General features: G+C 63.8%; 23 protein-coding genes, 1 pseudogene and 1 riboswitch. Of the genes and pseudogenes, 14 read left to right on the top strand and 10 right to left on the bottom strand.

Annotated features, from left to right (window positions below; translation table 11 throughout):
• Positions 1 to 99 precede the first annotated feature (99 nt).
• Complete coding sequence (locus tag AC2FNA_RS06355) at positions 100 to 966, top strand: branched-chain amino acid aminotransferase (protein WP_496825192.1); 867 nt, start codon at positions 100 to 102, stop codon at positions 964 to 966.
• A 54-nt stretch (positions 967 to 1,020) separates the two neighbouring features.
• Here the strand turns inward: AC2FNA_RS06355 and AC2FNA_RS06350 are convergent, their stop codons facing one another.
• Positions 1,021 to 1,449, bottom strand: coding sequence for an organic hydroperoxide resistance protein (locus tag AC2FNA_RS06350; RefSeq protein WP_496825191.1), 429 nt, complete (start codon positions 1,447 to 1,449; stop codon positions 1,021 to 1,023).
• 111 nt (positions 1,450 to 1,560) lie between these two features.
• Here AC2FNA_RS06350 and AC2FNA_RS06345 point away from each other — a divergent pair, with 111 nt between their 5' ends.
• Positions 1,561 to 1,998 (top strand): MarR family winged helix-turn-helix transcriptional regulator, encoded by a 438-nt coding sequence (locus AC2FNA_RS06345; protein WP_496825190.1) that lies wholly within the window; start codon positions 1,561 to 1,563, stop codon positions 1,996 to 1,998.
• 12 nt (positions 1,999 to 2,010) lie between these two features.
• Here AC2FNA_RS06345 and AC2FNA_RS06340 read toward each other — a convergent pair whose 3' ends face one another.
• Both AC2FNA_RS06340 and AC2FNA_RS06335 read right to left on the bottom strand, forming a co-directional pair.
• Positions 2,011 to 2,292, bottom strand: coding sequence for a cupredoxin domain-containing protein (locus AC2FNA_RS06340; protein WP_496825189.1), 282 nt, complete (start codon positions 2,290 to 2,292; stop codon positions 2,011 to 2,013).
• Positions 2,293 to 2,330: 38 nt separating this feature from the next.
• Entirely contained in the window at positions 2,331 to 2,855 is a 525-nt protein-coding gene (locus tag AC2FNA_RS06335) for a DUF4142 domain-containing protein (RefSeq protein ID WP_496825188.1), read from the bottom strand.
• Positions 2,856 to 2,991: 136 nt separating this feature from the next.
• On the opposite strand from AC2FNA_RS06335, the gene AC2FNA_RS06330 reads away from it, so the two are divergent.
• From AC2FNA_RS06330 to AC2FNA_RS06320, 3 genes are all read left to right on the top strand, one after another.
• Positions 2,992 to 3,972, top strand: a complete 981-nt coding sequence (locus AC2FNA_RS06330) for an AraC family transcriptional regulator (RefSeq protein ID WP_496825187.1) — start codon at positions 2,992 to 2,994, stop codon at positions 3,970 to 3,972.
• A 112-nt stretch (positions 3,973 to 4,084) separates the two neighbouring features.
• Complete coding sequence (locus AC2FNA_RS06325) at positions 4,085 to 4,450, top strand: hypothetical protein (protein ID WP_234170766.1); 366 nt, start codon at positions 4,085 to 4,087, stop codon at positions 4,448 to 4,450.
• A 142-nt stretch (positions 4,451 to 4,592) separates the two neighbouring features.
• Positions 4,593 to 6,161 carry an alkaline phosphatase D family protein gene (locus tag AC2FNA_RS06320; protein ID WP_496825186.1) on the top strand — a complete coding sequence of 523 codons (1,569 nt, stop codon included), beginning with the start codon at positions 4,593 to 4,595 and terminating at the stop codon, positions 6,159 to 6,161.
• Positions 6,162 to 6,243: 82 nt separating this feature from the next.
• On the opposite strand, the gene AC2FNA_RS06315 is transcribed toward AC2FNA_RS06320, so the two are convergent.
• The 3 genes from AC2FNA_RS06315 to AC2FNA_RS06305 are packed head-to-tail and all read right to left on the bottom strand — an operon-like array spanning position 6,244 to position 8,707.
• Entirely contained in the window at positions 6,244 to 7,110 is an 867-nt protein-coding gene (locus tag AC2FNA_RS06315) for a DMT family transporter (protein WP_496825185.1), read from the bottom strand.
• Between the two features lie 5 nt (positions 7,111 to 7,115).
• Positions 7,116 to 7,715 (bottom strand): cob(I)yrinic acid a,c-diamide adenosyltransferase, encoded by a 600-nt coding sequence (cobO, locus tag AC2FNA_RS06310; protein WP_496825184.1) that lies wholly within the window; start codon positions 7,713 to 7,715, stop codon positions 7,116 to 7,118.
• Between the two features lie 56 nt (positions 7,716 to 7,771).
• Positions 7,772 to 8,707 (bottom strand): DMT family transporter, encoded by a 936-nt coding sequence (locus AC2FNA_RS06305; protein ID WP_496825183.1) that lies wholly within the window; start codon positions 8,705 to 8,707, stop codon positions 7,772 to 7,774.
• A 102-nt stretch (positions 8,708 to 8,809) separates the two neighbouring features.
• On the opposite strand from AC2FNA_RS06305, the gene AC2FNA_RS06300 reads away from it, so the two are divergent.
• Positions 8,810 to 10,141 carry a CoA transferase gene (locus tag AC2FNA_RS06300; protein WP_496825182.1) on the top strand — a complete coding sequence of 444 codons (1,332 nt, stop codon included), beginning with the start codon at positions 8,810 to 8,812 and terminating at the stop codon, positions 10,139 to 10,141.
• Here AC2FNA_RS06300 and AC2FNA_RS06295 read toward each other — a convergent pair whose 3' ends face one another.
• The 4 genes from AC2FNA_RS06295 to AC2FNA_RS06280 form a co-directional block, all read right to left on the bottom strand.
• The gene (locus AC2FNA_RS06295) at positions 10,142 to 11,083 is read right to left on the bottom strand and encodes an AEC family transporter (protein WP_496825181.1); all 942 of its coding nucleotides are present in this window, start codon (positions 11,081 to 11,083) and stop codon (positions 10,142 to 10,144) included.
• A complete protein-coding gene (locus AC2FNA_RS06290) occupies positions 11,080 to 11,742 on the bottom strand; it encodes an HD domain-containing protein (protein WP_496825180.1) in 663 nt (220 codons plus the stop codon). The genes AC2FNA_RS06295 and AC2FNA_RS06290 overlap by 4 nt, the downstream gene beginning before the upstream one ends.
• Complete coding sequence (gene aroC, locus AC2FNA_RS06285) at positions 11,726 to 12,826, bottom strand: chorismate synthase (protein WP_496825179.1); 1,101 nt, start codon at positions 12,824 to 12,826, stop codon at positions 11,726 to 11,728. The genes AC2FNA_RS06290 and aroC overlap by 17 nt, the downstream gene beginning before the upstream one ends.
• A gap of 153 nt (positions 12,827 to 12,979) precedes the next feature.
• On the bottom strand, positions 12,980 to 13,420 hold the full coding sequence (locus AC2FNA_RS06280) for a 6,7-dimethyl-8-ribityllumazine synthase (RefSeq protein ID WP_496825178.1): 441 nt from the start codon (positions 13,418 to 13,420) through the stop codon (positions 12,980 to 12,982).
• 76 nt (positions 13,421 to 13,496) lie between these two features.
• Positions 13,497 to 13,697, bottom strand: a riboswitch (FMN riboswitch).
• A 61-nt stretch (positions 13,698 to 13,758) separates the two neighbouring features.
• Between AC2FNA_RS06280 and AC2FNA_RS06275 the strand changes: the two genes are divergently transcribed.
• The 8 genes and pseudogenes from AC2FNA_RS06275 (at position 13,759) to AC2FNA_RS06240 (ending at position 19,542) form a co-directional block, all read left to right on the top strand.
• On the top strand, positions 13,759 to 14,373 hold the full coding sequence (locus AC2FNA_RS06275) for an FMN-binding negative transcriptional regulator (RefSeq protein WP_496825177.1): 615 nt from the start codon (positions 13,759 to 13,761) through the stop codon (positions 14,371 to 14,373).
• A 78-nt stretch (positions 14,374 to 14,451) separates the two neighbouring features.
• Positions 14,452 to 15,062, top strand: a pseudogene (locus tag AC2FNA_RS06270) (glutathione S-transferase).
• Positions 15,063 to 15,262: 200 nt separating this feature from the next.
• The gene (gene petA / locus AC2FNA_RS06265; RefSeq protein WP_496825176.1) at positions 15,263 to 15,826 is read left to right on the top strand and encodes a ubiquinol-cytochrome c reductase iron-sulfur subunit; all 564 of its coding nucleotides are present in this window, start codon (positions 15,263 to 15,265) and stop codon (positions 15,824 to 15,826) included.
• A 12-nt stretch (positions 15,827 to 15,838) separates the two neighbouring features.
• Positions 15,839 to 17,167, top strand: a complete 1,329-nt coding sequence (gene petB / locus AC2FNA_RS06260; protein ID WP_011046034.1) for a cytochrome b — start codon at positions 15,839 to 15,841, stop codon at positions 17,165 to 17,167.
• Between the two features lie 18 nt (positions 17,168 to 17,185).
• Positions 17,186 to 17,977: a cytochrome c1 gene (locus tag AC2FNA_RS06255; RefSeq protein WP_496825175.1), complete on the top strand. Its 792-nt coding sequence runs from the start codon at positions 17,186 to 17,188 to the stop codon at positions 17,975 to 17,977.
• 219 nt (positions 17,978 to 18,196) lie between these two features.
• Positions 18,197 to 18,451, top strand: a complete 255-nt coding sequence (locus AC2FNA_RS06250) for a PepSY domain-containing protein (RefSeq protein ID WP_496825174.1) — start codon at positions 18,197 to 18,199, stop codon at positions 18,449 to 18,451.
• 6 nt (positions 18,452 to 18,457) lie between these two features.
• Positions 18,458 to 19,024 (top strand): cytochrome b/b6 domain-containing protein, encoded by a 567-nt coding sequence (locus tag AC2FNA_RS06245; RefSeq protein ID WP_496825173.1) that lies wholly within the window; start codon positions 18,458 to 18,460, stop codon positions 19,022 to 19,024.
• The gene (locus tag AC2FNA_RS06240; protein ID WP_496825172.1) at positions 19,021 to 19,542 is read left to right on the top strand and encodes a helix-turn-helix transcriptional regulator; all 522 of its coding nucleotides are present in this window, start codon (positions 19,021 to 19,023) and stop codon (positions 19,540 to 19,542) included. The genes AC2FNA_RS06245 and AC2FNA_RS06240 overlap by 4 nt, the downstream gene beginning before the upstream one ends.
• Positions 19,543 to 19,613 lie beyond the last annotated feature (71 nt).

The raw sequence follows: 19,613 nt of genomic DNA, 5'->3' as shown, positions 1-19,613 counted from the left end.
TGAACAGGTAGTGAGTCGCAGTTTTTGCGCAATATAGTGTCCGGTGTGGAACTTGTTGGCGCAATTATTGGAAATACTACCTGGCGTGGAGGGAACACAATGGCGGGTTATGATGATCGCGACGGCGTGATCTGGATGGATGGGGAGCTGGTCGATTGGCGCGATGCCAAGGTCCATATCCTCACCCATGCCATGCACTATGCCTCGTCTGTGTTCGAGGGCGAGCGCGCCTATAACGGCAAGATCTTCAAGAGCCGGGAACATTCCGAGCGGCTCGTTGCCAGTGCGCAAGCGCTGGACATGCCGATGCCCTATTCTGTCGACCAGATCGAGGCCGCCAAGGAAGAGACGCTGAAGGCCAGCGGTCTGACCGATGCCTATGTTCGGGCGTTGGTCTGGCGTGGTTCGGGCGAGGATATGGGCGTGGCCTCGGCCCGCAATCCGGTGCGGATGGCAATCGCGGTCTGGCCTTGGGGCGCCTATTACGGCGACGCCAAGATGCAGGGCGCCAAGCTGGACATCGCCGAGTGGAAGCGGCCCAGCCCCGAGACGATCCCGGTACATGCCAAGGCGGCTGGCCTTTACATGATTTGCACCATCTCCAAGCACAAGGCCGAGGCCAAGGGCTGTTCGGATGCGCTGTTCATGGACTGGCGCGGTTATGTGGCCGAGGCGACCGGCGCCAATGTGTTCTTTGTCAAGGACGGCGAGGTGCATACGCCGCTGGCCGACTGCTTTTTGAACGGGATCACCCGGCAGACGGTGATCGGGATGCTCAAGGACAAGGGCATCACCGTGCACGAGCGCCGCATCAAGCCGGAAGAGATGGAAGGGTTCGAACAGTGCTGGCTGACCGGCACCGCCGCCGAGGTCACTCCGGTGGGCCAGATTGGCCCCTATACGTTCGAAGTGGGTCAGATGACCCGCGAAATCGCGGCGGAATATGAGGCGCTGGTTCGGGCGTAAATCGCGACCTGTTTTTTGGGGAAAGGGCGCCGGATGACCGGCGCCCTTTTTGTTTCAGACGATCTCGGTCGTGACGACGACATTGCCACGGGTGGCGTTGGAATAGGGACAGATCGCGTGACCTGCATCAGCGATGCGCTGCGCCTCGGCCTTGTCGACGCCGGGCATAGACACTTTGAGCGTCACGGCCAGGCCAAACCCGCCCTCGGCACGGGGGCCGATGCCGACCTCGGCATCGACCGAGACATCGGCGGGCACTTTGGCCAGGCTCTCGTCCTGGGTCGTGGCGAATTGCATCGCCCCGACATAGCAGGCGGCATATCCCGCGGCGAACAGCTGTTCGGGGTTGTGGCCCTTGCCGTTGCCCCCCATTGCGGGCGGGGTGGCGAGCACCAGGTCGAGGCCGGATTCGGCGACCTGTGCCTGGCCATTGCGGCCACCGGTGGCGCGGGCATGGGCGGTATAGACGGGGGACACGGTCATATTGGGCTCCATTTTATCGAATGCGATTAAATCGTGTACGATCTAAATAGTAGCCTAGTCCGCGAAATGCAAGACGTTGCGAAAAAATCGCGCGCGATCTATATCGTGGGCATGCTGGATCGTGCCCTTACCCTCGACGAGTTGCTCTGCTTTTCGCTCTATTCCGCCAATCATGCGATGGGGCGGCTGTACCGCCCGCTGTTGGCGCGGTTCGATCTGACCTATCCGCAATACCTGGTGCTGGTGGCGCTGTGGCAGCAGGACGGGCGCAAGGTGAGCGCTCTGGGCGCGGAATTGCAGCTTGAATCAAACACGCTGACGCCGCTTTTGAAACGGATGGAGGCGGCTGGGTTGATCAGGCGCGCGCGCAACCCTCAGGATGAGCGCAGCGTGATCGTTACCCTGACCGATAAGGGCCGTGGGTTGGAGAGCGAAGCGGCGGACATCTCGAACTGTATTCTGGCGGCGGCGGATGCGGACCTTGCCGAACTGGCCGAGCTGCGCGAGCGGTTGCACCGGTTGACCAAACGGTTGCGCGAGGCCGGATAACGGCCCCGCGCGTCAGGTGGTTACGACCACCGATCCCCTCATATGCGGGTGGTAGGCACAGAAATAGGGATAGGTGCCGGGGGTATCGAAGCGGATCGTGGCCTGCCCGCCCTTTTCCAATTCTTCGGTATCCCAGTTTACCTCGTCATCTGTGGCGGTATGCGGGGCAAAGTCGTGGTTGATCCAGCGCACGGTTTCCCCGGCCCGGATGGTGATCTCGGCCGGCTCAAAGGCAAAGGCGCGGATATCGACCACCACCGGGGTAGAGCCCGATGCGGGGAGCGCGGAACCCACGATCGCCCCCCCCGCACCGAAGCAGACCTGCCTGCGGGTCAGCCGCATTGCAGGCCGTTCACCATCTGCTCGGCATGGCCTTCGTGCACCTTGAAGGTGACGAGCGCTTCGGACAGCAGATCCTTGAGCGGTTCGACGGTCACGGTCGGGATGAACACGCCTTCGACCGTCTGGTTGACCACCTGGTGGTAGCCGAGTTCGTTCTGGGCATAGGCGCAGTCAAAGGCCTTGCCGCTCAGCGACATCAGTTCGGCGCGCTTGTCGGCGGCACCCTTGACCAGCGTGCGGCTCAGGTCGTTGTCCTGGGGCGTGACGTTCAGCTTGGTGATCAGATCGCCGGCAGCAACGTTCACCGCGGTGTGGTCGCGGATCATGGTTTCGGCGAATGCGCGGACCTCGGCATTGTCGGACACGGCCAGCGCCAGATGCGCATAGCGGATGTCGATCTGACCGGCGGTATAGGCGGTATGAGCGATTTCCAGGTCGTTCATCTTGTCGGCCGCCTGGACGGTTTGGGCGGCAAATCCGAGGGCAAGGGTGGCGGCGAGGGTAATGGTCTTCATGTCTTGTCTCCTTAAAAGGTTTCGGTAAATCCTCAGATAATTGGTTTCCCGGTATGTTGAATGCGCGTGAAGACAAAGAACATTGCAGATCGTTCAGCTATCTGGACGGAATGAAAAAAATGGGTATGTTGGCGGTATGTTGGACCTGCTCAGCGATATCCTCACCCGTCTGTCCCTGAAGGGGACGCTGTATTTCCGCACCTCGTTCACGCCGCCCTTCGGCGTGCATGTGCCCTCGTATCAGAACGTGGCCCGGTTTCACTTCGCCTATCGCGGCGAATGCATGGTGCATGTGCCGGCAGCAAACGAGACGCTGCGACTGACCCAAGGCGATCTGGTGCTGATCCCGCACGGTGCCGAACACATGCTGTTGTGCCAGCATTCGCGCCCCGATTCCGCGCTGCCGCTGGATACGGTGCTGAGCCGGTCGGGCTATCGCGGTGAGGGGGTGCTGGTCTATGGCGGCGACGAGGACGATCAGGACACTCAGCTGATCTGCGGGCATCTGACCTACGGCATGCATGGCCGGTCCTGCCCGGGTCATACCCTGTTGGAGCGGCTACCGCCCTATATCCTTATCCGGGATTATGGCGAGGAGCGCGGCGCGTGGCTGGAGGCAACTTTGCGTGTGATCGCGGCCGAGGCCGGGCGCGACAGGATGGGCAGCGACCTGATCGCGCTCAAGATGACGGAGGCGCTTTTTGCCCAGGCGATCCGGGCGCATCTGGAAACTGTGAGCCCGGACGATTCCGCGCTGGCGGGGTTTGCTGATCCCAACCTGTCGCGAGCGCTCAGCGCCTTTCATCGGGATCCGGCCAAGGACTGGACTGTCGAAATGCTGGCTCGGATTGCGGGGCAGTCACGCACCGGTTTCGCGCAGCATTTCGCTGCCAAGATGGAGATGACTCCGATGCAATACCTGACCTCGTGGCGGATGCAGATCGCCTGTCAGGGCCTGGTTGACAGCCGGTTGAGCGTGGCCGATGCCGCCGAACTGGCCGGGTATGCCTCGGAAGCGGCGTTCAGCCGGGTGTTCCGCAAGCAGCTCGGGGTGTCGCCAGCCGCCTATCGGCAGCAGTTCGATGATGCAAAAAGGCAGGCAGTGGCTGCATCTTGAACGATCTGACCTAATTCCCGAACTATGGATCATTCAGCGTTCGACTGTCTGGCGCCATATCAGGGTTATTCCGCCGTTGGGCGGTTCAACCAACCTGATAAGGACCCCAATCATGTCTATTCGTTTCGTAACGCGCACCGTGCATGCCTATCTCGATTATCCCGTGGCTCTGGCCCTGATGGGCATGCCCGTCGTTCTTGGCCTGGGCGCCGAGAACCCCATGGCGCTGTGGCTATCGGTCGTCACCGGATTCGCCGCCTTTGTGCTGACCCTGCTGACCGACCACCATCTGGGGGTCTGGCGCGTCCTGCCCTACAAGTTTCACCTGGCCGTTGACCTGACCGTGGGCATCGTGTTCCTGCTGGCGCCCAGCCTGTTCGGGTTCACGGGGCTGGATGCGCTGTTCTACTGGGTCAACGGCGCGGCGGTCGTCACGGTCATCTCTTTGAGCACGCCTGAGGCGAAACCGGCGATGTAAGCCGGTGACGGCAGCGATCCGTCGCAATAACATCGTGAGAAGTTCAAGAATCTGAGCCGCGGGTTTTACAAACCCGCGGCTCTCATGCGCCTACCAATCGCGCGGACCGGAGACTCCGGCCGCCAGACAGGAGAGCATTCGCATGACACGACTTCTTCGCCCCTCGCGCCGGGCCTTTCTGGCAGGCGGCACCGCATTCACCGCAACGCTGGCGATGCCTTCGATCAGCCGCGCCGCCTCGCGCCCGGTCTTTACCCATGGGGTGCAATCCGGTGACGTCGATACCGCATCGGGCATGATATGGACCCGCACCGACCGCCCGGCAAAAGTGATGATGGAGGTGTCTAGCACCGAGAGCTTTGCCGATGCGCGCCGCCTGTCGCCGATGTTCGCCACACCCGAGAGCGATCTTGCCGTCAAGCGGCTGGTCGATAGCCTGCCGGCAGATCAGGAGGTGTTCTATCGCTTTGTCGCTGCCGATCTGGACGATATCCGCGCCGTGTCCGAGCCCATCGTCGGCCGTTTCCGTACAGCACCGACCGCGCGGCGGGATATCCGGTTTGCGTGGTCGGGCGATACCGCCGGTCAGGGTTGGGGTATCGACGACGAGGGTATGCGCACCTATGCCACGATGGCGCAGCACCGGCCCGATTTCTTTATCCATTCCGGTGACACCATCTATGCCGATGGCCCGATGAAGGATGAGGTCGAAAAGGACGGCGCTGTGATCTGGAAGAACACCACCCTGATCGAGGAAAAACGCAAGGTGGCCGAAACGCTGGCCGAGTTCCGGGGTCAGTGGAAATACAATCTGATGGACGAACATGTGCAGGCGATGAACGCGCTTTGCCCGACGTTTTTCCAGTGGGACGATCATGAGGTCGTCAACAACTGGTCGGATGCCAAGGACCTGAGCGCCGACGACCGGTACACCGAGAAATCGGTGCATGTGCTGCAAAGCCGCGCCGCGCGGGCGTTTCACGAGATGACGCCGCTCAGGATCACGCCTGCCGAGCCGGGCCGGGTCTATCGCAAGATCTCCTACGGGCCGATGCTGGATGTGTTTTTCCTCGACCTGCGCAGCTATCGCGGCCCCAACGGCGCCTCGATGGAAGAGGAGATCACCGACCAGAGCCGTATCCTGGGCGCCGAACAGCTGGCCTGGATCAAGCGGGAACTGGCGGCCTCGACCGCAACGTGGAAGGTGATCGCATCCGACATGCCGCTGGGCCTGATCGTCTGGGACAACTGGAAGGAAAAGGCGGGCGCCGAGGCGGTGTCTAATGGCGACCACGGCCCGGCGCGGGGGCGCGAGCTGGAGATCGCCGATCTCCTGCGCTTTATCAAGAGCGCGGGCGTGCGCAATACGGTCTGGTTCACGGCGGATGTGCATTACACCGCCGCGCATCACTACAGCCCGGACCGGGCGCAGGTCCAGGATTTCGAGCCGTTCTGGGAGTTTGTCTCGGGTCCGCTGCATGCAGGGACCTTCGGCCCCAATGATCTGGACCGGACCTTTGGTCCCGAGGTGAAGTTCGTCAAGGCGCCGACGCCGGAGCAGGGCGCCAACCTGCCGCCCAGCATGGGTCTGCAATTCTTCGGTCTCGTGGATATTGATGCCGCCAACCAGCAGATGAAGGTTCGCCTGATGGATCGCGGCAATACCGAGCTGTGGTCGGTCACGCTCGACCCGGTTCTGTCGGCGCTCTGACGTTTGCCACGGACCAGAAAATTGAAAATTTTCTGGTGACAGAATTTCTGTGAAATTCTGCGGCTGGCCCCGATGGGGCCAGTCAGCGTCTGGCGCGGCCTTCGCGCAGGATGGTGTAGATGCCACCCGCGACGATGATGGCGCCTCCCGCCCAGGTGGCGGAGTCTGGCGTTTCGCCAAATACGACAATGCCGAGGATCATGGCAAAGACCAGCCGCGTATAGCGGAAGGGGGCGATGACCGAGATCTCGCCGCGCCGCATCGCGCGGGTCAGGCATTCGTATGCGAGTACACCGAACAGGATCGCGGCACCCAGGTGCCGCGCCGTTCCCCAATCTGGCAGGGTAGCGCCGCCGCTCCAGCCAAGCGCCAGCACGCCCGAGACCACCAGCGCGCCAAAGCCGTAGACGCCCAGTTGCGCGTTGCTCAGCCGGGGCCGCGCGGCGCGGGTGGCCAGGTCGCGCCCGGCAAAGCCGATCATGCCGAGGACGGCAAAGATCGAGGCGGGTACAAAGCCCTGCATTCCGGGGCGGAGGATCAGCAGCACACCCGCCAGCCCGATCAGGATCGCCACCCAGCGCCGCCAGCCCACCGTTTCGCCCAGAAACAGCGCGGCCCCCATCGCCACCACCAGCGGTGTCGCCTGAAGGATGGCAGATGTGCTGGTAAGCGGGGTCAGCGCCAGCGCCAGCGTATAGCAGATGCGCCCCATCACCTCGAAGCCCGAGCGGATCGCGAGCGTCCGGTCGGGCCGGACAAACGCGGCCTCTCCCCGCCAGCGGGCCAGCAGGGCAAAGATGCCCATGCCGCCCAGCCCGAAGAGGATCAGCACCTGTCCGACCGGCAGGACTGCGGTGGCGGATTTGACAAACATATCCTCGAGCGCAAAGGCGCCCATGGCGGCCACCATGTAGAGGCTGCCGCTGAGGTTCTCGGCCTGCCGGCTCATGTGGGTCAGAAATCCACGCCGCGCTGCGCCTTGATCCCTGCTTCGAATGGGTGTTTCTCGACCGTCATTTCGGTCACCAGATCGGCATAGTCGCGCAGCGCCTGTGGCGCGTCGCGCCCCGTCAGGAACACGCTGGTCCGGTCGGAGCGGGCCTTGAGCCCCTCCAGCACCGTATCGACCGAGAGGTATTCATAGCGCAGCGCGATATTGATCTCGTCCAGCACCACCAGGTCATATTCACCACTTTCCATCAGTTCGCGCGCCTTGCCAAAGGCGGCGGTGGCGGCGGCGATGTCGCGGTCGCGATCCTGGGTGTCCCAGGTGAAGCCCTCGCCCATCGTGTGCCAGGTCACCAGGTTGTGCTCCTCGAAGAAACGCCGCTCGCCGGTCTTCCACTTGCCCTTGATGAACTGGACCACGGCCACCTTCTGCCCCCAGCCAAGCGCCCGGATTACCACGCCGAAGGCGGCCGAGGATTTGCCCTTGCCCTTGCCGGTATTGACCAGCACCAGCCCGCGCCCGGGATCGACCGCCTCGGAGACTTTCTTGCGGTGCTCGGCCTGTACGGCCTTCATCTTTTCCTTGTGGTCCTGCGCGTCGGTCATCTGTGTTCCTTTCCCGGTTGCGCGCTACCCTAGGGCGTGGCGCGGAAAGGTAAAGGTCACGCCTTGGGATTGAGCGGGCGGGTCTTCACATTGTCGAGGCCCAGCTGCCGCTCGCGCCAGATCACCACCACGTTGCCCGCGATCACCAGCAGGGCACCGGCCAGCATCACCAGCGTCGGCAATTCGTCGAACCAGATATAGCCGATGATGATGGCGAACAGCATCGAGGCATAGTCATAGGGCGCCAGCATCGAGGCCTGGCCAAAGCGGTAGGAGGAGGTGACGAGGATCTGTGCCACCCCGCCGATCAGCCCGGTCAGGATCAGGATCGCGGCCTGTTCCACAGTCGGCATGGTCCAGCCGAAAAACGCCGTCAGCGCCGACAGGAGCGTCGCGGTGAGCGAGAAGTAGAAGACGATAGCGGCGGCGTGATCGACCTGCACCAGTTGCCGGATATGGATCTGGACAAAGGCGCGGGCCACGGTCGCGCCCAGCACGCAGAGCGCGCCGATGGTGGCCGCCTGATCCAGCGAGGCACCGGTGCCGAGGCGCGGCCAGAGCATGACGATCACGCCCAAAAGGCCCAGAGCGACCGCGCCGATGCGCACCAGGCGGATGGCCTCTCCCAGCATCAGTGCCGCGAGGATCAGGGTAAAGATCGGGGTGGCATAGCCGATGGCGGTCACCTCGGGCAGGGGAAGCAGGCCGAGGCCGGTGAAGGTCAGCCCCATGGCGCTGGTGCCAAGTACCCCGCGCCAGAAATGGCCCATGGGTTTCTTGACGATCAGACCCTGCCGCAACTGGCCGCGCGCGATCAGGTAAACCAGGATGACGGGGATGGCAAAGAGCGAGCGGAAGAACACCATCTCGCCTGGCGGGAAATCGGCTGAAAGCGCCTTGATCATCGCGGACATCACGGTGAACAGGACCAGCGCGCTGAGTTTCAGCGTGATGGCCAGGACCGGTCGATGCGATGTTAAGGGGTTTGCCATGGCGCGACCCTGCGCCTTTGGTTGGGAAAGATCAATCGCTTGATTTCTGCTATCGGTAACAGCCATTGTGCAGGTGCAGAAACATGTTTGGGAACCTGCAACATGGATCAGATCGCCGCCGCCTTTGGCCCGCAGGGTTTTGACGTTCAGGGCGCGGGCGCGTGGCCGTCCCGGTTTGCCGTGACAGAGCTTGCAACCCGCTGCTTTGGCGCGGTGGGCGCGGCGCTGGGCGAGGTAATCGAGGCCACGGGTCTTGGGCCGCGCCCGGCGGTGACGGTGGATCGGCGACTGGCCTCGCTGTGGTATTCCTGGTCGATCCATCCGCAGGGCTGGCAGATGCCCGGCGCCTGGGACCCGATTGCGGGGGATTACGCGGCGGCGGATGGCTGGATCAGGCTGCATACCAATGCGCCGCATCACCGGGATGCGGCGCTTTCGGTACTTGGCTGCACGGCGGAACGGTCGGTGGTGGCCGAGGCGTTGCGGGGCTGGCAGATCAACGCGCTGGAATCAGCGGTCGTGGGTGCGGGCGGGGCGGCAGCGGCGATGCGCGACCGTTCGACCTGGCTGGCGCATCCGCAGGGTGCGGCGGTGGCGGCGGAGCCGCTGGTGCATTGGGCGACGCGCGCGGGCGCCTTGCGCGATTTTGGCGGCACCCGGGCGCGGCCGCTGGCGGGGCTGAGGGTGCTTGATCTGACACGGGTGCTGGCGGGGCCGATGGCGACGCGAACGCTGGCCGGATACGGGGCCGAGGTCCTGCGCATCGACCCGCCAAGCTGGTCGGAACCGGGGGTGGTGCCGGATGTGACACTGGGCAAGACCTGTGCCCATCTGGATCTGAAACAGGCCGCCGACCGGGAGAGCTTCGAGGCGTTGCTGGCAGGGGCGGATGTTCTGGTGCATGGCTATCGTCCCGGCGCGCTGGATGCGATGGTTTCGCCCGAGCGGCGTTTGGAACTGGCGCCGAACCTGATCGAGGTGAGCCTCTGCGCCTATGGCTGGACCGGGCCATGGGCCGGGCGACGCGGCTTCGATTCGCTGGTGCAGATGAGCTGTGGCATTGCCGAGGCGGGCATGGGCTGGGCCGGGGCCGAAAAACCGCATCCGTTGCCGGTGCAGGCGCTGGACCATGCGACGGGGTATCTGATGGCGGCTTCGGTCCTGTCGGCGCTGGCGCGGGCGGCGCGGGGAGAGGGCGTGTCCTCGGCCCGGTTGTCCTTGGCGCGGACGGCGGAACTGCTGTGTTCCATGGAAAAGGCAGAGGAGGGCCCGGCGATTACCGGCTCCACCCCCGATGACCTGTCGGATTGGAACGAACAGACACCTTGGGGCCCGGCGCGACGGCTGAAACCGGCGCTGAGCGTCGAGGGAGCGCCGATGCACTGGGACAGCGCGGCTTGTGAGCTGGGATCGTCGCCTGCCGCCTGGCGCTGATCAGGTCAGCCAGTACAGAAGGCCCGAGAGAGTAAAGAAGGCCAGTGTTGTTGCCGTGAGCAGGGCGATCGAGGCCATGCCCTCGTGCCCCAGCTCCTGTGCCAGAACGGCGTAGATGCCGAACATCGGCATCGCCGCCGACAGGATCAAGGCGGTGCGCATGTCGGCATCCATCGGCAGGCCGATGGCGGCGACCAGCATCACCGCCAGCAGGGCCAGCGCCGGGTGCAGCAGCAGTTTCAGCGCAGAGATCTGCACCGCATGCCAGCGGCTGCCGCGCCAACTGAGACCAGCAAGCGAGCCGCCGATAACCACCAGCGCCAGCGCCGAGGCGGAGGCGGCCAGCATCTGCATCAGCCGGGTGACGGTTTGTGGCACTGGCACACCGGCGAGGCTGACCGCGAGGCCCAGCAGCAGGCCGATCACCATCGGGCGTTTCAGCACACCCCAGAAGATGCCGGCGATGCGCCGACCGATGCCGCCCTGCGCACGCCCGCGCGCCATGTCCATCAGGATCAGGCAGGTGGGGATGATCAGCACGTTTTCGACCAGCATGTTCAGCGCCAGAATCACGCCCGCCAGATCGGGAAAGGTGAGCAGCATCACCGGATAGCCGACAAAGCCGGAATTGGGGCAGGAGCTGCCCATCACTGCTACCGCACGGCGGGTGGCGTCAGTGCCCGACAGGGTGAACCACAGGTAGCTGAGTGCCACGGTGCCGAGCCCGGCGACGGCAAAGGCGAGCATGTAGCCGGGGTGGAACACCTCGGCCACGTTGCGGCTGGCCACCGCGTTGAAGAGGAGCGCGGGCAGGGCGATGTCCATCACGTAGCGGCCCAGAACCCGCATGTCAGCGGTGCTGAACCAGCCTTGCCGGACCACCAGAAACCCGATGGCGAGTGCTGCGTAGATCGGAAAGGTGATAGTCAGGATCTGGCTCATGCCGCGGTCCATTCGGCAGGCAGAGGCGCGCCGATCTCAGCCGCGAAATCGTCGAGGAAGCGCAGCATCAGCGCGATGCGGGCCTGGGCGAGGGCGCGACCTTTTTCGGTCAACATGCCCTGCGGCAGGGACAGCAGTTTCACCCGCCAGTGGTCGAGCGAATAGAGCGCATCGTCGGGCGCGCGGTGTTCGCAGAAGGGATCGGCGGGATCATAAAGCGCCCGGCCTAGCGAGCCCGACACCGAGAAGTTGCGGGCGATGCCGATGGCGCCCAGCGCATCGAGCCGGTCGGCGTCGCGCAGGATGCGCGCCTCTTCGGTCTCCGGCGGGATCCCGGTCGAAAAGCTGTGCGCGGCGATGGCGTGGCCGGTGGCCGCGATCTGCGTGTCGTCAAAGCCAAGGTCGTGCAGGATCGGTGCCGCCGCCTCGGCCGAACGGCGCGAGGCGGTGTGCCGGTCGGGCGCGTTCTTGGGCAGGTTCACCAGATCGTGCAGATAGCTGGCGGCCAGCAACACATCCCTGTCGGCATCGGGGCCGGCAATGGCCTGCACATTGACCCAGACCCGGTCCAGATGAGCGAGGTCATGCGCCGGGTCGGTCGCCATACGCTGGGCGACGATCCCGCGCAGCGCCTGATGCAGATCAGCCGATATGGCCACGATTGGCCCCGATCTGGCCCCGGTGCAGCAGCAGGTGGTCGAGGATCACACAGGCCATCATCGCCTCGCCCACCGGCACGGCGCGGATGCCGACGCAGGGGTCGTGGCGACCCTTGGTGATGATCTCGGTCTCTTCGCCGGACTTGGTGATGGTCTTGCGGGTGGTCAGGATCGACGAGGTGGGTTTGACCGCAAAACGCACCACGATATCCTGCCCGGTCGAGATGCCGCCCAAGATACCGCCCGCGTGGTTCGAGCTGTATTGCGGGCCGTTCTGGCCCATGAAGATCTCGTCGGCATTGGCCTCGCCGGTCAGTTCGGCGGCGGCCATGCCCTCGCCGATCTCGACGCCCTTGACGGCGTTGATCGACATCATCGCGGCGGCCAGATCGGTGTCGAGCTTGCCATAGACCGGCGCGCCGAGGCCTGCGGGCACGCCGCGCGCAACGACCTCGATCACCGCGCCGACCGAGCTGCCGGACTTGCGCAGCCCGTCGAGATAATCGGCCCAGTCGGTGGCGGCCTGGGCATCGGGCACCCAGAACGGGTTCTGTTCGATCTGCGCCCAGTCGAAGCGGGCGCGGTCGATCCGGTGCGGTCCCATCTGCACCATGTAACCGGTGATCTGGACATTGGGGGCAAGGGCGCGGATCACCTCGCGCGCGAGGCCGCCCGCTGCCACCCGCGCGGCGGTTTCACGGGCCGAACTGCGGCCGCCGCCGCGATAGTCGCGGATACCGTATTTCTGGAAATAGGTGATATCGGCATGGCCGGGGCGGAACTTGTCCTTGATATCCCCGTAGTCCTTGGACCGCTGGTCGGTGTTCTCGATCATCAGCTGCACCGGGGTGCCGGTGGTCTGCCCCTCGAACACGCCCGAGAGGATCTTTACCTCGTCGGCCTCACGTCGTTGGGTGGTGTATTTGTTCTGGCCGGGTTTGCGACGGTCTAGCCAGTGTTGAATCATCGCCTCGTCGATCGGCACGCCGGGCGGGCAGCCATCGACGGTGGCGCCAAGCGCGGGTCCGTGGCTTTCACCCCAGGTGGTGACGCGGAAGAGATGGCCAAAACTGTTCATCGACATGGGGGCGCTCCTTTGCGCGATGTGCTTAGCGGGGCGCGTCCCCGGCCTCAAGGGGTTTGCTGAGTGAAGGGGGGAAAGGGGACGCTGCCCCCCGCCTACAAAATTCGTCGAATTTTGTAGGCTCCCCCCGGAGTATTTGTCGCGGAATTAAGATCAGGCCGCTTGCGTCAGTTTTGCGCGGGTCGCGGTGATCTGGAGCGCGGCGCGGGCGGCCTCGCGCCCCTTGTCCACGAAATGGGTGCGGAAGATGGCGTTGTGGTGATCGGTTTCCTGGTACTGATGCGGCGTGAGCGAGACCGACAGGACCGGAACGCCAGTGTCGAGGCCCGCGCGCATCAGCCCGTCGACCACCGCCTGGGCCACGAAATCGTGTCGGTAGATGCCGCCATCGACCACGAAGGCGGCGCAGGCCACGGCGGCGTAGCGTCCGGTCTGAGCAAGATCGCGGGCGAGGAGCGGCATCTCGAACGCGCCGGGCACGTCGTAGATGTCGACCTGTTCCGCCGGGATGAGGTCGAGGAAACCGTCGAGCGCGCGGTCGACGATATCGGCATGCCAGTTGGCCTTGATGAAGGCATAGCGGGTGTGTGTCATCATGATCTCCATTGGTTAGACACGTCACCCAAGGCGATCACGAACGGTCGGGCGCACGCGGTTGCGTGGCCTGGCCGTGCGTTCTCTTTCATCCGGACTGTGACCGTCGGCTCTGGCCTCTCACCAGATCTGCTGACACTCTTCTGCTGGCTCCACGATTTGTCCGAAAACCGGTTCCCGTTTTTCGGATCGTGGACGCGGGAAGAGCCGCTCGCGGGCTCGCGGGTCTGGCCCGCATACCGCCGGTGGGGAATTCCGCCCCGCCCTGAGAACGAGGGGGAACTTGCCAAGACGCGGTGGGCGCTGCAAGACGGAATCGACAAGAGAGGAGAACCGCAATGCATCCCAACCCGGCGTTTCGTGGCGAAAGCACCGCGCGCAATCTGGAGTTTGCCCGGGCGCGCGGGTTTGGCGTGTTGGCGGTGGCCGCCGAGGGCGCGCCGCTGATCAGTCATGTGCCGTTTTTGCTGAACCCCGACGGGGACGTGGCCGAGCTGCATCTGGTGCGGTCGAACCCGATCGTGCGGCTCTTGTCCGAACCGGTGGCGGTGCGGTTGGCGGTCAGCGGGCCGGACAGCTATGTTTCGCCCGACTGGTATGGTGTCGTGGATCAGGTGCCGACCTGGAACTATGTTGCCGTGCATCTGACCGGAGAGCTGGAGTTGTGTCCGCAGGAAGAGTTGCCGGGCTTGCTGGACCGTCTTTCGGCCTATTTCGAGGCTCGGCTTTTGCCCAAGCCTGCCTGGACCAGCGCCAAGATGACACCCGGTGCGCTTGAGCGGATGTTGCGGATGATCGTGCCCTGCCGGATGCGCGTGTCAGATGTGCAGGGTACGTGGAAGCTTGGTCAGAACAAGCCCGAGCTGGCACGGTATGGCGCGGCCGAAGGCATCGCGACCGCAGGTATCGGTGCGGAGCTGGACGCATTGGCGGCTCTGATGCGGGGGGCTTGATCCCGGTGCTGCGCGGCATACCACTAGAGATTGACGCGGATTGGTCCGCGCCGACAGGCAAAAAGGGAGACCATCGTGATGAAGCTCTATTACAGCCCGACCTCGCCTATGTGCGCAAGGTCATGGTGCTGCTGCATGAAACCGGCAAGCTGGGCGATGTCGAGCTGGTGACCGCCAGCGGCACGCCGCTGGTTCCGGCCGAGGCGCTCTTGGCCAAGAACCCGCTGACCAAGGTGCCGGCGCTGGAACGGCCCGAAGGGCCGACCCTGTTCGACAGCCGGGTGATCACCGCCTATCTGGATGCGCGCTACAAGGGTGGGCTGTACCCCGAGGGCGACGGGCGCTGGAACACGATGACGCTGGAGGCACTGGGCGACGGTATCACCGACGCGGCGCTGTTGATGACCTATGAGGGACGGCTGCGGCCCGAGGACAAGCGCTGGGACGCGTGGGTCGAAGGACAGTGGAACAAGATCGCCCGCGCCTGCGCCGCGCTGGAGAGCCGCTGGATGGCGCATCTGGCCGGGCCGGTGGACATGGGCCAGATCGCGGTGGCCTGTGCACTGGCCTATGTCGATTTCCGGCATGACGTGCGTGGTTGGCGCAACGGCAACCCGGCGTTGGCCGCGTGGTTCGCCGATTTCGAATCGCGCGCCTCGATGGTCGAGACGCGCCCGCCTGCGGCCTGAGGGGGGTAAAATATCCGGGTCGAGCTTGAAATTGTGTGGCTCTGCCGCGACATGAAAGGCAAACTGCGGCGTCCTGCGCGCCTATGACCGCTGGACGAACCGATTTCTCCCGGATAGATACCCGCGTTGAGTCACCGCATTTTATTGCGGTGCACATGCATGTTTGCCCGGACCCGGGCGCTGGAATCGGAGAAAACCTCGTGTCCCACGCAGAAGATCACGAAGGCACCCGCAGAGATTTCCTCTACTACGCCACGGCTGGCGCAGGTGTCGTAACCACCGGGGCCGCTGTCTGGCCGCTGGTCAACCAGATGAACCCGTCGGCGGATGTTCAGGCGCTGTCGTCGATTCGCGTTGACATCAGCGGTGTCGAGGTCGGCACCCAGATCAGCGTCAAGTTTTTGGGCAAGCCGGTGTTCATCCGCCGCCGCACCCAGGCCGAGATCGACGAAGCCCGCGCGGTCAATCTGTCCGATCTGATCGACAACGACTCCCGCAACCCCAACCTGAGTGGTGGCGGTGATGGCGGTGACGAGAACCGTTCGCTGGACGAAAACGGCGAATGGCTGGTGATGATGGGTGTCTGCACCCACCTGGGCTGTGTGCCTCTGGGTGATGGCGCCGGCGATTTCCACGGCTGGTTCTGCCCCTGCCACGGCTCGCACTACGATACCTCCGGCCGGATCCGCAAAGGCCCCGCGCCCGAGAACCTGCACATTCCGGTTGCAGAGTTCGTCGACGAAAACACCATCAAGCTGGGATAAGGAAGCGCGCTCATGGCCGGTATTCCGCACGACCATTACGAACCGAAGACGGGCGCCGAAAAGTGGCTGAACAGCCGCTTGCCCATCGTCGGCCTGATCTATGACACCATCATGATCCCCACCCCCAAGAACCTGAACTGGTGGTGGATCTGGGGCATCGTCCTGGCCTTCTGCCTGGCGCTGCAAATCGTCACCGGCATCGTGCTGGTGATGCACTACACCCCGCATGTCGACATGGCATTTGCCAGTGTCGAGCACATCATGCGCAACGTGAACGGCGGCTATATGCTGCGGTATCTGCATGCAAACGGCGCATCGCTGTTCTTTGTCGCCGTCTATATCCACATCTTCCGTGGCCTGTTCTACGGCTCGTACAAGGCCCCGCGCGAGATCACCTGGATCGTCGGCATGCTGATCTATCTCTGCATGATGGGCACTGCCTTCATGGGCTATGTGCTGCCGTGGGGACAGATGTCGTTCTGGGGCGCAACCGTGATCACCGGCCTGTTCGGCGCCATCCCCTTTGTGGGCGAGGCGATCCAGACCTGGCTGCTGGGCGGGCCCGCCGTGGACAATGCCACGCTGAACCGCTTCTTCTCGCTGCACTATCTGCTGCCCTTCGTCATCGCGGCGCTGGTCATCGTGCATATCTGGGCCTTCCACACCACCGGCAACAACAACCCCACGGGTGTTGAAGTTCGTCGCGGGTCGAAAGCCGAGGCCGAGAAGGACACGCTGCCGTTCTGGCCCTATTTCGTGATCAAGGACCTGGTGGGCCTGGCCATCGTGCTGGTGATCTTCTGGGCGATTGTCGGCTTCATGCCTAACTATCTGGGCCACCCCGATAACTATATCGAGGCAAACGCGCTGGTGACGCCCGCGCATATCGTGCCCGAATGGTACTTCCTGCCGTTCTACGCCATCCTGCGCGCCTTCACTTCGGAAGTTTGGGTGGTGCAGATCGCCAGCTTTGTGACCGGCGGCATCATCGACGCCAAGTTCTTTGGCGTGCTGGCGATGTTCGGCGCGATCCTGGCGATGGCGCTGGCGCCCTGGCTCGACACTTCGTCGGTGCGTTCGGGCAAGTATCGTCCGATGTTCAAATGGTGGTTCTACCTGCTGATCATCGACTTCTTTGCCCTGATGTGGCTGGGCGCGATGCCGGCGGAAGAGCCCTATGCATCCTTCTCGCTGATCGCTTCGGCCTATTGGTTCGGCTACTTCTTCGTGATCCTGCCCATCCTGGGCGTGATCGAGAAGCCGCTGCCGCAGCCGGCCACGATCGAGGAAGACTTCAACGCGCACTACGGCACGGCGTCTGACGCCACTCCGGCCGAGTAAGAAGAGGGACCGGAACTCATGTTCAAGAAACTTGCAATCGGTGCCGCTTTTGCCCTGGCGCTTGCTCCTGTCGCATCTTTTGCGGCAGGCGGCGGCGAGCAGCATATCGAGGATTTCCAGTTCTCGTTCGAAGGCCCCTTTGGCACCTATGACCAGAACCAGCTGCAACGCGGCCTTCAGGTCTATACCGAGGTCTGTGCGGCCTGCCACGGCCTGAAATACGTGCCGCTGCGCACGCTGGGCGACGAGGGTGGCATCGGCTGGACCGACGATCAGGTCCGCGCCTATGCCTCCGAGACCTTCTCGGTCTATGATCCGGAATTGGAAGACGATCGTCCGGCGATTCCGACCGATCACTTCCCGGCCAACACCGCCGCTGGCGCCCCTGACCTCAGCATGATGGCCAAGGCACGCGCGGGCTTCCACGGACCCTACGGTCTGGGCATCAACCAGCTGTTCAAGGGGATCGGCGGCGCGGAATACATCGCCTCGCTGCTGACCGGTTACACCGGTGAGGAAAAGGAAGAAGCGGGTTCGATCCTGTATGAGAACACCGCCTTTCCGGGTGGCTGGATATCGATGGCGCCGCCGCTGAGCGACGAGCAGGTGGAATTTGCCGATGGCCATGCCAACGACCTGCACCACATGTCGGCTGACGTGTCGGCCTTCCTGATGTGGGCGGCCGAACCCAAGATGATGGCCCGCAAGCAGGCCGGTCTGGTGGGCGTGATCTTTCTGACCATCCTGGCCAGCATGCTGTACCTGACCAACAAGCGTCTGTGGGCGCCGCACAAGGGCAAGAAGCACTAAGCTGCTTTTGCACTTTGGTTTCGAGAGCCCCCGCACCCCGGTGCGGGGGCTTTTTGGCTTTCTTTGGACGTGATTGCCATCACTGCGAGCGTTCAGACCCATCAGCAGGGGCTTATTTCAGCAAAATAAGCCCCTGTTCGATGGCGAGAATGCCGGGGCAAGGCCAGTTTCGGGACAGACGGCGGATGGTCCGCCTGTCTCAAAATCAGGAGATGTCCCATGAAACCCCTTGCTCTGATTGCCGCGCTTGCTCTGGCCGCCAGCCCGGTTCTGGCCTTTGATCTGACCACCGACACCCAGTTGGGCAGCACCCCGGACGAGATCCGCGCCAGCCTGAAAGACCTGGGCTACGACGTTCGCAAGATCGAGGACGAGGACGGTAAGATCGAGGCCTATGTGGTCAAGGACAGCAAGATGGCCGAGGTCTATGTCGATCCCAAGACCGGCAAGGTCAGCAAGATCGAGATGGAGTGACGACGGATGGCCGGGACACCTGGCGGGCGTGAAAACGCCCGCGAGATCCGCGTCTGGGATCCGCTGGTGCGGCTGACGCATTGGGGTGTGGCGCTGGGCGTGCTGGTCAACAGTGCGCTGACCGATCCCGATGGTGCGCTGCACGAGCAGGTCGGCTATGGCGTGCTGGCGCTGGTTGTGCTGCGGCTCTTGTGGTGTATCGTTGGGCCGAAACCGGCGCGCTTCACCGCCTTCCCGCCCAACCCCGCTGCCGCTCTGGGGCACCTATGGGCGATGCTGCGGGGAGAGCGCAGGGTTCACCTGTCGCATAATCCCCTGGGGGCGCTGATGGTCTATAACCTGTGGCTGACATTGCTGGCGTTGAGCGCCACGGGCCTCATGATGGGCACGGTCACGTTCTTTGGCGTCGACTGGGTCGAGGAGGTGCACGAGGCGGCCTTTGGCTGGCTGATGTTCTCGGTGGCACTGCATGTGGGCGGTGTGCTGTTCGACCAATGGCGCACCGGCGTGCCGCTGGCCCGCGCGATGGTGACAGGACGCAAGCGGATACAAGCGGAACGGCTGGACGGATGACCGCATGGCTCCGTCCCCTGATGCGGCCCGGCGACGCGGATGAGCGCCGGGCTGCAATCCTGGCCTGGATGATCGTATTGCAGGCCCTCTGTGCCCTGTTTTTCATTGGCGACGTTCTGGCCGACCTGAGGGCGGGGGACAACGACGGCCCCACGCATCTGTGGCTGGAAGGAGGTGTAGCGCTGGTTCTGTGTATCGGGCTGGGTGTACTGATGTACGAGTTGCGCCAATTGCTCTTGAGGATGGAGCGGGTCACCACGGGTCTGCGTGCAGCACGCGGTGAGATGGCCGAAGTGATCGAAGGTTTCTTTGCCGACTGGGGTCTGACACCCGCGGAGCGCGATGTGGCACTCATGATCCTCAAGGGGCTGGACAATGACAGTATCGCCACGCTCCGGGGTCGGGCGGCGGGGACGGTGCGGGCGCAATCGGCGGCGATCTATGCCAAGGCGGGGGTTGATGGGCGGACCCAGTTCCTGAGCCTGTTCATGGAAGAGCTGCTGGCTGATCCAGATTAGGGGAGGGGCGCTGCCCCTCTTGCCCTGCGGGCAATTCACCCCGGAGTATTTCCAACCAGAAAGAAGCGCGA

Source organism: Ruegeria sp. YKSD163 (genome assembly GCF_059612905.1).
Note: the sequence above shows the minus strand (reverse complement) of the source record. Positions and strands in the feature narration are given on the sequence as shown.